Origin of the sequence: Solicola agrisoli (assembly GCF_049059935.1) — a bacterium.
Lineage (GTDB): Bacteria > Actinomycetota > Actinomycetes > Propionibacteriales > Nocardioidaceae > JAURVT01.
Genome location: NZ_JBMGQR010000031.1, coordinates 35,007 through 44,832 on the forward strand (window position 1 = coordinate 35,007; position 9,826 = coordinate 44,832).

Sequence of the window (9,826 nt, forward strand, 5' to 3'; positions counted from 1 at the left end):
AGGAGATCCTCGTGTCACCCCTCCACCAGACCGCCGCCGCCACCGCGGTGCTCGTCCTCGCCGCCCTCACCGGTTGTGGGTCGGCCTCCGACGACGGGTCGGGCCCGACGGACGCCGCGGACGCCGCGACGTCCCCCGCGACCGCGCCGGTCGCCTACACCTACGACGGCGGCGTGCAGGTGCTCGACGGCGAGAGCCTCGAGCCGCAGGGCGACCCCATCGCCCTGGACGGCTTCAACCGGATCAACCCCGCCGGCGACGACCGTCACCTGTTCGTGTCCACCTCGGCCGGCTTCACCCTGCTCGACGCCGCCGAGGCCGCGATGACCGACACCACCTACGACGGTGCCGAGCCCGGGCACGTCGTGCGCCACGCCGGCAGGACGGTGCTGTTCACCGACGGCACCGGCGAGGTCCGCGTCCTCGACTCCGACGACCCCGCCGGCGACGCCGAGAGCATCCCGTCGCCCGAGGCGCACCACGGCGTGGCGATCGAGCTGGCCAACGGCGAGCTGGTCACGACCATCGGGAACGCCGAGAGCCGCTCGGGCGTGCGCGTGCTCGACGAGGACCGCGAGGAGATCGCCCGCAACGAGCAGTGCCCCGGCGTGCACGGCGAGGCGACCGCCGAGGACGAGACGGTCGTGGTCGGCTGCGAGGACGGCCTGCTCGTCTACCGCGACGGCGAGCTGACCAAGGTCCAGTCGCCCGACGCCTACGGGCGGATCGGCAACCAGGCCGGCTCGGACGAGTCGCCGGTCGTGCTCGGCGACTACAAGACCGACCCCGACGCCGAGCTCGAGCGTCCCACCCGCGTCTCGCTCACCGACACCAGCACCGGCGAGCTGCGTCTGCTCGACCTCGGCACCACCTACACCTTCCGGTCGCTGGGTCGTGGGCCCGACGGTGAGGGGCTGGTCCTCGGCGCGGACGGCAGGCTCCACGTCATCGACCCCGAGACCGCGGAGGTCACCGCGTCGCACCCGGTGACGGCGCCGTGGACGGAGCCGATCGACTGGCAGCAGCCCCGTCCGGCGCTGTTCGTCCGCGGTGAGGAGGCGTTCGTCACCGAGCCCGCCAGCCAGGAGCTGCACCGGTTGGACCTGACCACCGGCGAGGTCGTCGACACCGCGTCGTTGGAGCATGTGCCCAACGAGATCAGCGGCGTGGTCGCCGCCTCCTGACCACCTCGGGCCCGCGCTGCCGCCGACGCGGCGGGGCGGGCCCGTCGGGCGCTCGACCCTGGTCGGCCCGCTGCCTAGACTCCGCCGATGGAGAGCAGCGTGCCGATCCTGCCCAGCCGCGACCTGGACGAGACCCTCGCCTTCTACGAGGCCCTCGGGTTCGAGAGCCGCGGCGCCCCACCCGAGCAGTGGGGGTACGTGATCGTGGCGCGCGGCGACCTGTGGCTCCACTTCTTCTCGATGCCCGACGTCGACCCCCTGAGCACGGCCTCGAGCTGCTACCTCTACGTCGACGACGTCGACGCGCTGCACGACGCCTGGGCCCGCGTCGTCGTGCCGGACCCCGCGACCGGGAGCCGGATCACGCCCGTGGTCGCCACCGACTACCGGATGCGGGAGTTCGGGGTCGTCGACCGCAGCGGCAACCTGCTGCGGGTCGGTGCCGAGGTGGCGACGGGCGCCGAGGCGTAGCCGCTCAGACCTCCGCGCCGCGACGGACGTCGGACGGCGTGGTGTCCCACCAGCGCCGGCAGCACCGGGTGAGCGCGGACTGCTCGGAAAGTCCGAGGAGACCGGCCACCTGCGACAGCGGCACGTCGGTGGTGGTGAGGTAGCGCCGGGCGGCCTGACGGCGCACGTCGTCGAGGATCTCGGCGAACGACGTGCCCTCGGCCGCGAGCCGCCGCTGCAACGTCCGCGGGTGGACGGCGAGCAACGCCGCGACGGCGCCGACGTCGGGCGGGGTGGTGCCGAGCGTCTGCTGGACGGCCTGACGCACCTGCGGCGCGACGCCGGTGTCGTCGGGGGAGGCGTGCTCGGCCAGGAAGCCGAGTGCCATCTGCCGGATCACCTCGTCGCTGCCGGCGAGGGGCCGGTCGCCGAGGCTGCTCGGCAGTCGCAGCAGCGCGGCCGGGCGACGGGTGCGCACCCGGGCGCCGAAGAACTCCTCGTAGACCTCGATCGGTGCCAGCGGCTCGTGGGGCAGGTCGACCGTGCGCAGGCCGTAGGACCCGCCCACCAGCAGCCCGATCGCGCGGTGCAGGAAGCCGAGCCCGAGGTCGGTGCCCTGCACCGGCGCCTGCAGACCGGGCGGCAGCCCGTACCGCAGGGCCGAGACGCCGCGGACGCCGTCGGGGTCGGGCTCCTCGGTGACGCTGAGCGACGGCGCGTGCACGAACAGGTAGCGCGACGTGCACTCCATCGCGCCCGAGACGGTGGGGGAGTTCTGGATGGCGAGCGCCAGGGGGCCGAGCATGCTGAGGTCCTGGCGGCTCGCCACGAGCAGGCCGAGGTCGGGGCGGTCCAGCGTCCGCGCCGCGACCTCGAGCACCTCGGCCATCGCGGCCTCGGGCACCAGCAGGTCGTCCGCGTCCAGGGCGGCGGGGTCGAGCCCGGCGCGGCGCGCCATCGCGTCGGCGTCGCCACCGAGCTCGGTGACCACCTGGCGGAACCCGCGGATGCCGGCGGAGCGGATGACGGACATGTCGCCCAGGGTCAAACAACTGTCGTGCAGAGTCAAGCGCTCCGTCGGGGGAAGCGACCAGGATGGATACATGTCCAGCACTCCCACGACCAGCACCCACCTGCCCGACCACGTCGACGTCGTGGTCGTCGGAGCCGGCCTCTCCGGCGTCGGCGCGGGCTACCGCCTGCAGACCGAGGTGCCGGACCGGAGCTACCTGATCCTGGAGTCGCGCGACGCGATGGGCGGCACCTGGGACCTGTTCCGGTACCCCGGCGTCCGGTCCGACTCGGACATGTTCACCCTGGGCTACCCGTTCAAGCCGTGGCGCGAGGCCAAGTCGATCGCCGACGGCGCCTCGATCCTGGGCTACATCGAGGAGACCGCCGCCGAGTTCGGCATCGACGAGAAGATCCGCTACGGCACCAAGGTGCTCGCCGCGGACTGGTCGAGCGACGACGCGCTGTGGACCCTGACGCTCGAGCGCCGGACGGCCGCCGGCACCGAGCAGGTGACGATGACCACCGGGTTCGTGTACTCGTGCGCCGGCTACTACGACTACGACGAGACGTACGCGCCCACGTTCCCCGGCATCGACGACTTCGCTGGCGAGGTCGTGCACCCCCAGTTCTGGCCGGAGGACCTCGACTACGCCGGCAAGAAGGTCGTCGTCATCGGCAGCGGCGCCACCGCCGTCACCCTGGTGCCGTCGATGGCGCCCCAGGCCGCGCACGTGACGATGCTGCAGCGCAGCCCCACCTGGATCAGCGCCGTGCCCGGTCGTGACAAGAAGGCCGACAAGCTGCGCGAGCTGTTGCCCGCCGACCTCGCGCACCAGGTCATCCGGGCCAAGAACATCGTGTTCGGCACCGCGTTCTACGAGTTCTGCCGGCGTCGTCCGCAGCAGGCGCGCAAGCTGCTGCTCGGCCTGACCACCAAGATCCTCAAGGATCCCGAGGTGGTCGCCGAGCACTTCACGCCGTCGTACGACCCGTGGGACCAGCGCCTGTGCGCGGTGCCCAACGCCGACCTGTTCAAGGCGATGAAGGCCGGCGACGCGAGCGTCGTCACCGACACCATCGACACCTTCGTGCCCGAGGGCATCAGGCTCAGCTCGGGCGAGGTGCTCGAGGCCGACGTCGTGGTGACCGCCACGGGCCTGCAGCTGCTGGCCTTCGGCGGCATCAAGCCGCAGGTGGACGGCGAGACGGTCAAACTGGACGAGCAGTTCGTCTGGCAGGGCGCGATGATGACCGGCGTCCCGAACTTCGCTGTCTGCATCGGCTACACCAACGCGTCGTGGACGCTGCGCGCCGACCTGTCGTCGCGGCTGGTCTGCAAGGTGCTCGGCTGGATGGACGCCCACGACTACGCCGCGGTGGAGCCCGTGCCCGACCGGGAGCTGCAGGAGCGTCCGCTGCTCGACCTCGCCGCCGGATACGTCCAGCGCTCGATCTCGGCGTTCCCGCGCCAGGGCGACAGCGGGCCGTGGCGCGTGCGCCAGAGCTACCTGGTCGACGCCGCCACGACGATGCGCACCAACCTCGCCAAGACCCTCAGGGCGACGCCCCGCTCTGCCACCCGTCAGGCCGCCGACCGCGACCTGCTCGCCGGCTGACCCGCCCCTTCCCCAGGAGACCCGACATGACGACGATGCGCGCGCAGCGCCTGGACACCGCGACCCTGACCTTCGAGGTGACCGACGTGCCGGTGCCCTCGCCCGGCCCGGGAGAGGTGCTGGTCGAGGTGGCGTTCTGCGGCATCTGCCACTCCGACGTGAGCCTGATCGACGGCACCTTCCCGGCGATGGGGCCGCAGGTGATCACGCAGGGCCACGAGGCGTCCGGCACGATCGCCGAGCTGGGGGAGGGCGTGACCGGCTGGCAGGTCGGCGACCGCGTCGTCCCGGCCGCCGGGCGTCCGTGCATGGCGTGCGGCTCGTGCCGTCGCGGTGACTTCTCGGGCTGCACGAACCTGCAGCTGATGGCGTTCGCGTACGACGGCGCGTGGGCCGAGTACACCGTCGCGCAGGCCGGCGGGCTGACCAAGGTGCCCGACAACGTCTCGATGGAGCAGGCCGCGATCCTGGCCGACGCGGTGTCGACGCCCTACGGCGCCGTCGTGCACACCGCCGACCTCCGCGTCGGTGAGGCCGTCGGCGTCTGGGGTGCCGGCGGCGTGGGGACGCACGTCGTCCAGCTGGCCCGCCTGGTCGGCGCGAGCCCCATCGTCGTGATGGACCTCGACGAGGACGTGCGCGCCCGCAGCCTCGAGCTGGGTGCCGACCTCGCGCTCGACTCCCGCGACCCCGAGCTGCAGAAGAAGATCTTCGAGATCACCGAGGGGCGCATGCTCGACGTCGCGTTCGACGCCGTCGGCATCACCGCGACCTTCGAGCAGGCGCTGGAGATGCTCGGCAACAGGGGGCGCCTGGTGGGCGTGGGCATGAGCGCGCAGGAGGTGTCGCTCGGCTCGACGATGCTTTTCAACCTGACCCGCAAGCAGGTGCGGGGCCACCTCGGCTACGACGTCGCCGACATCGCGACGCTCGCCCGCCTCGTCTCCACCGGCCGCCTCGACCTGTCGCGCTCGATCTCCGAGGTGATCGCGCTGGAGGACGTCGCCGAGGGCGTCCGCAAGCTCCAGGAGCGCGAGGGCAGCCCCGTCCGCATCCTCGTCGACCCCCGCCGCAAGCCCGCCTGACCCGCGAGTTGTCGGTGCGTGGTGATGCCAGGGCATCACCACGCACCGACAGGTCGGCGGGACCGGGGCGTCAGGAGACGTCGCGACGGCGCACGAGCAGCAGGCTGACGAGCGGGAACACCACCACGTACGCGGCCAGCGTCCACAGCGCGCGCTCGCCCGACAGCGTGTCGACGACGCCCGGCGTGCCTGCGTCGGCCCCGGTGACGGCGCCGACGAGCGAGCCCGCAGCCGTGCCGGGCAGGAAGTGCGTCAGCGTCTCGACGGCACCGAGCAGCGCGCCGACGCCGCGCAGCAGGTTCTCGATGGCGAGCGCCCAGACCAGCCCGAGACCCGTCGACAGTGCCGGGCTGCGCGACACGGTGCCGAGGAAGAACCCGGTCAGCGCCCACATGCCCATCACCAGCAGGCCGGTGCCGAACGCCTGGCCGAGGTCGGACGCCGCCGGCAGCGCGGCCGAGCCCGACTCGACGCCGGCGATGGCGTACGCGATGCCGAGGTCGAGCAGCAGGCTGACGACCATCAGGCCGGTGACCAGCGCGAGGAGCGCCAGCAGGGAGCCGACCAGCGCCGACGTGCGCGACGGTCCCTGCGTCAGGACGGTCTTCCAGGTGCCCCATCCGTAGCCGCTGCCCGCGACCAGTGCGCCGAGCACCACCATCAGCGCGCCGCCGAACAGGGGAGTGCCCTGGATCAGCGCGGACGGGACGGCGGCGGGCAGCACGTCGGCCAGGGGCGCGGCGCCGTCCTCGGGCCCGATGCCGCCGCCGTTCAGGTACGACAGGTACGGGAACAGGTAGCCGAACAGCACGCTCAGCACGAGCCAGGCGCCGAGGGTGATCCAGGCGGCAGGCCAGCGCACGAGGCGCGACAGGTCGGCGCGGGCGCTGCGGACGAGGTCGCTCGCACCGGACGACGGACGCCGCTCGGCGTGCGCCCGCGGGTCGTCGGTGGCGGTGGTCAGGGTCGTGGTCATGCTGCTGCCTCCTGGTCGTGGGCGGCCCGCGGGCCGGTCATCTCGAAGAACACGTCCTCCAGCGAGCGCTCGACGAGCCTCACCTCGTGGACGGCGACGCCCGCGGCCACCAGCTCGGCCACCAGGCGCGGCGCCTGGTCGTCGCCGACGTCGAGGAGCACCTCGTCGCCGTCGAGGTGCACGCCGTCCTCGCCGGCGACGCGCATCGCGACGGCGAGGACGTCGGCGGTCGGGGCGCCGCGGACGCTCAGCCGGGCCGACCCGCGCAGCTCGGCGACGGTCGACTCGCTCAGCAGGTGCCCCTCGCCGACGACGCCCACGCGGTGGCAGATCTCCTGCACCTCCACGAGCTGGTGGCTCGACAGGATCACGGTGCGTCCCTCGGCGGCGAGGTCGGCGACGAGCGTCCGCATGTCCTGGACGCCGGCGGGATCGAGGCCGTTGCTGGGCTCGTCGAGCACCACCAGGTCCGGATCGCCCATCAGGGCCGACGCGACGCCGAGGCGCTGCTTCATGCCCAGGGAGTACGACCGGAACCGGTCGCGCCCGCGTCCGCCGAGGTCGACGCGGTCGAGCGCCTGGTCGACGTCGCGGTCGGCCAGGCCCCGGTAGCGCGCCATCACCCGCAGGTTCTCGCGGCCGGTGAGGTAGGGGAAGAACCCGGGGCCCTCGACCAGGGCGCCGACGCGGGCGTTGACCTCCGGCGTCCCGGCCGGCATGCCCAGCACCCGGGCGTGCCCGGACGTGGGGCGCACCAGCCCGAGCACCATCCGCAGGGTGGTGGTCTTGCCGGCGCCGTTGGGCCCGAGGAACCCGTACACCTCGCCCCGGCGCACGGTCATGCTGACGGCGTCCACGGCGACGCGGTCGCCGTAGTGCTTGGTGAGGCGGTCTGTCTCGATCACGTGCTCGGTCATGGGGACGAGCCTCGCGGACGGCGGGCGCCGCGTCGTCCGTCGCGGGGAGGCCCCGGTGTACGCAGATCCGCGTAGGCGCGGGCCGCTCGCGGGAGTACGCCGCGACGGTCGGGAGCGCCTAGCCTGCGGGCATGACGCAGACCTCGGCGACCGCACGGCTGTCGGCCGTGCCGCTGTGGGTCGTGCCGCTCCTGGTGCTGCTCGTGGGCGGGAGTGTCGCGACGAACGTCCGCGAGGGGTCGATGCTCGCGACGACCGCGCCGCTCCTGCTGGCCGTGGTGTGCGTGTGCGCGGCCCCCTGGCGACCGGACGCCGCGCTGCTGGGCAGCGGTGCGGCGATCGCCGCGTACTTCGCCGTCGGGGGAGCGGACGGGCCGGTCTACCTCACCGTGCCCGTCGTGGCGCTAATCGCGTCCTCGCAGCGCCCCACCCGACGGGCGGCCGTCCTCGCGGCCGTGGCCGTGGTCCTGATGTGGGCGGGGCTGCTGACCCGGCTGCTGACCTCCGACCAGTCGCTCGAGGGCACCGTCTGGCCGATGACGGGCCTGCTCGCCCTGACGGCCGCGGCCGTCGCCGTCGGCGCGATGCTGCGGGAGCGGCGGGCGTCCCACGCCGAGCAGACGCGCCGGGCCGCGGCCGAGGAGCAGCTGCGGATGGCCCAGGACCTGCACGACGGCGTCGGGCACGGGCTCGCCGTCGTCGCGATGCAGGCGGGGGTGGCGCTGCACGTTCTCGATCGCGACCCCGCCCAGGTGCGGGCCTCGCTCGAGGCGATCCGCGACACCAGCCGGCAGTCGCTCGAGGAGCTGCGCGGGCAGCTCGTCCGCCTGGGCGCGGGGCCGGACGCCACCCCCGCCGGCCCCCGTCGGGGTCTCGACGACGTGCCGCAGCTGCTCGACCGGGTGCGCTCCGGCGGGCTCGACGTGACCTTCCGCGGCGCGGACGCGACGGTGCCGCACGACGTCGGCGCTGCCGCCTACCTCGTCGTCCAGGAGTCGCTCACCAACGTGCTGCGGCACGCCGCGGCGTCGCGTGCCGAGGTCCGTCTGGACGTGGCCGACGGGGTGCTGCTCGTGTCGGTCATCGACGACGGACGGGGCGGCGCGAGCGCCGACTCGGGCCTCGGCATGGGCCTGCCGGGCATGCGCGCCCGCGTCGAGGCCCTGGGCGGCACGGTCTCGGCCGGGCGCCGGGCGGGCGGGTTCGCCGTCCGCGCCGAGCTGCCCGTCGGCGGTGCCGCATGATCCGGGTCGCGGTGGTGGACGACCAGTCCGTCGTGCGGATGGGCCTGGCGGCCCTGATCGGCGGCGAGGACGACCTGCAGCTCGTCGGCGAGGCCGGTGACGGCGACGCGGGGCTGGCGCTCGTCCGCGCGCAGCGACCCGACGTCGTGCTCTGCGACATCCGGATGCCCGGCACCGACGGCCTCGCCATGCTGCGAACCGTCGCGGAGGACGAGTCGCTCGCGTCGGTCCGGGTGGTGATGCTGACGACGTTCGAGCTCGACGAGTACGTGTTCGAGGCGCTGCGCGCGGGTGCGAGCGGCTTCCTGCTCAAGGACGCCGAGCCCACCAGCCTGCTCGACGCCGTCCGACAGGTGGCCGCGGGCGGCTCCCTGCTCGCGCCGTCGGTGACGCGCCGGATGATCGAGGAGCTGGGCGGACGTCGCCCGTCCCGTCCGCACCCGCGGATCGGCGACCTCACCGACCGCGAGCGCGAGCTGGCCGCGTGGGTCGCGACGGGCCGCTCGAACGCCGAGATCGCCGAGGCCCTCGTCCTCAGCCCGGACACCGTCCGCACCCACGTCAGCCGCGCGATGGTCAAGCTCCAGGCCCGCGACCGTGCGCAGCTCGTGGTGTTCGCCCTGCAGTCGGGCCTCGACGCCGACCGCCGCCGCCCCGACCGATGAGTCGTCGGTGCCTCAGGGGCCTATAGCCCCCGAGGCACCGACAACTCCAGGGAGTCGGGAGTTAGGGCCGGGTGCCGACCACCGGGTTGAGGTCGGACGCCGCGAGGCCGCCGGGCTCGACGCCGGGCAGGAACTCGCGCCACGTCCCGCTGATCAGGGTGGGCTGCGCGATGACGTGCGCGCCGTCGGCGTAGTACGTCGTGGCCAGCGCCCGGCGGGGCTGCGTCGTCTGGTTCGGGCCGGCGGTGTGGAAGCACAGCGCGGAGTGGAACGACACCTCGCCCACGGCGAACGGCGAGGACTCGACGGAGACGCCCCGCTCGGCGAGCCGCTCGGCGACGGCGGTGTCGTACGTGGTGCCCACCTTGTCGAACTCCAGGTCGGCCAGCTCGTCGCGCACGTCGCGGCCGCGGGCGAACGACAGCGGCCCCATGCGTCCGGGGATCGCCGACATCGGCATCCACGCGGTGACGGCCTGCACGGTGTCGAGCGGGAAGTGCTCGGCGTCGTGGTGCCACGGGGTGCGGCCGCAGCCGGACTCCTTGGACAGCGCGTTGTCGTGGTAGATCCGCACGCCCGCCTCGCCGAGCAGCCCGGCGGCCAGGCCGCCCAGGCGCGGTGACAGCGCGACGCTGCGCATGAGGTCGTCGTGCAGCCACATCTGCTCGAGCGCGG

The 9,826-nt window shown here is 73.7% G+C and carries 10 protein-coding genes; 6 read left to right on the top strand and 4 right to left on the bottom strand.

Translation table 11 applies throughout. The features are described from left to right. The first annotated feature begins 11 nt into the window (after positions 1-11). Together aztD and ACI6PP_RS12515 are read left to right on the top strand one after the other, a co-directional pair. Positions 12-1,184: a zinc metallochaperone AztD gene (gene aztD / locus ACI6PP_RS12510; RefSeq protein ID WP_421111922.1), complete on the top strand. Its 1,173-nt coding sequence runs from the start codon at positions 12-14 to the stop codon at positions 1,182-1,184. A gap of 87 nt (positions 1,185-1,271) precedes the next feature. Then, positions 1,272-1,655, top strand: a complete 384-nt coding sequence (locus ACI6PP_RS12515) for a bleomycin resistance protein (RefSeq protein ID WP_421111923.1) — start codon at positions 1,272-1,274, stop codon at positions 1,653-1,655. A gap of 4 nt (positions 1,656-1,659) precedes the next feature. Here ACI6PP_RS12515 and ACI6PP_RS12520 read toward each other — a convergent pair whose 3' ends face one another. Beyond that, positions 1,660-2,667, bottom strand: a complete 1,008-nt coding sequence (locus ACI6PP_RS12520; RefSeq protein WP_421111924.1) for an AraC family transcriptional regulator — start codon at positions 2,665-2,667, stop codon at positions 1,660-1,662. Between the two features lie 70 nt (positions 2,668-2,737). Between ACI6PP_RS12520 and ACI6PP_RS12525 the strand changes: the two genes are divergently transcribed. Beyond that, complete coding sequence (locus tag ACI6PP_RS12525) at positions 2,738-4,264, top strand: flavin-containing monooxygenase (RefSeq protein WP_421111925.1); 1,527 nt, start codon at positions 2,738-2,740, stop codon at positions 4,262-4,264. A 26-nt stretch (positions 4,265-4,290) separates the two neighbouring features. Continuing rightward, complete coding sequence (locus tag ACI6PP_RS12530; RefSeq protein WP_421111926.1) at positions 4,291-5,349, top strand: zinc-binding dehydrogenase; 1,059 nt, start codon at positions 4,291-4,293, stop codon at positions 5,347-5,349. Between the two features lie 70 nt (positions 5,350-5,419). On the opposite strand, the gene ACI6PP_RS12535 is transcribed toward ACI6PP_RS12530, so the two are convergent. Continuing rightward, entirely contained in the window at positions 5,420-6,325 is a 906-nt protein-coding gene (locus tag ACI6PP_RS12535; RefSeq protein WP_421111927.1) for an ABC transporter permease, read from the bottom strand. Next, on the bottom strand, positions 6,322-7,242 hold the full coding sequence (locus tag ACI6PP_RS12540; protein ID WP_421111928.1) for an ABC transporter ATP-binding protein: 921 nt from the start codon (positions 7,240-7,242) through the stop codon (positions 6,322-6,324). Before ACI6PP_RS12540 ends, ACI6PP_RS12535 begins: the two co-directional genes overlap by 4 nt. Positions 7,243-7,373: 131 nt before the next feature. On the opposite strand from ACI6PP_RS12540, the gene ACI6PP_RS12545 reads away from it, so the two are divergent. Beyond that, positions 7,374-8,486 carry a sensor histidine kinase gene (locus tag ACI6PP_RS12545; RefSeq protein ID WP_421111929.1) on the top strand — a complete coding sequence of 371 codons (1,113 nt, stop codon included), beginning with the start codon at positions 7,374-7,376 and terminating at the stop codon, positions 8,484-8,486. Then, positions 8,483-9,151 carry a response regulator gene (locus ACI6PP_RS12550; protein ID WP_421111930.1) on the top strand — a complete coding sequence of 223 codons (669 nt, stop codon included), beginning with the start codon at positions 8,483-8,485 and terminating at the stop codon, positions 9,149-9,151. The genes ACI6PP_RS12545 and ACI6PP_RS12550 overlap by 4 nt, the downstream gene beginning before the upstream one ends. 61 nt (positions 9,152-9,212) lie before the next feature. Here ACI6PP_RS12550 and ACI6PP_RS12555 read toward each other — a convergent pair. Beyond that, a partial coding sequence (locus tag ACI6PP_RS12555) for a phytanoyl-CoA dioxygenase family protein (RefSeq protein ID WP_421111931.1) occupies positions 9,213-9,826 on the bottom strand: 614 nt, incomplete at its 5' end.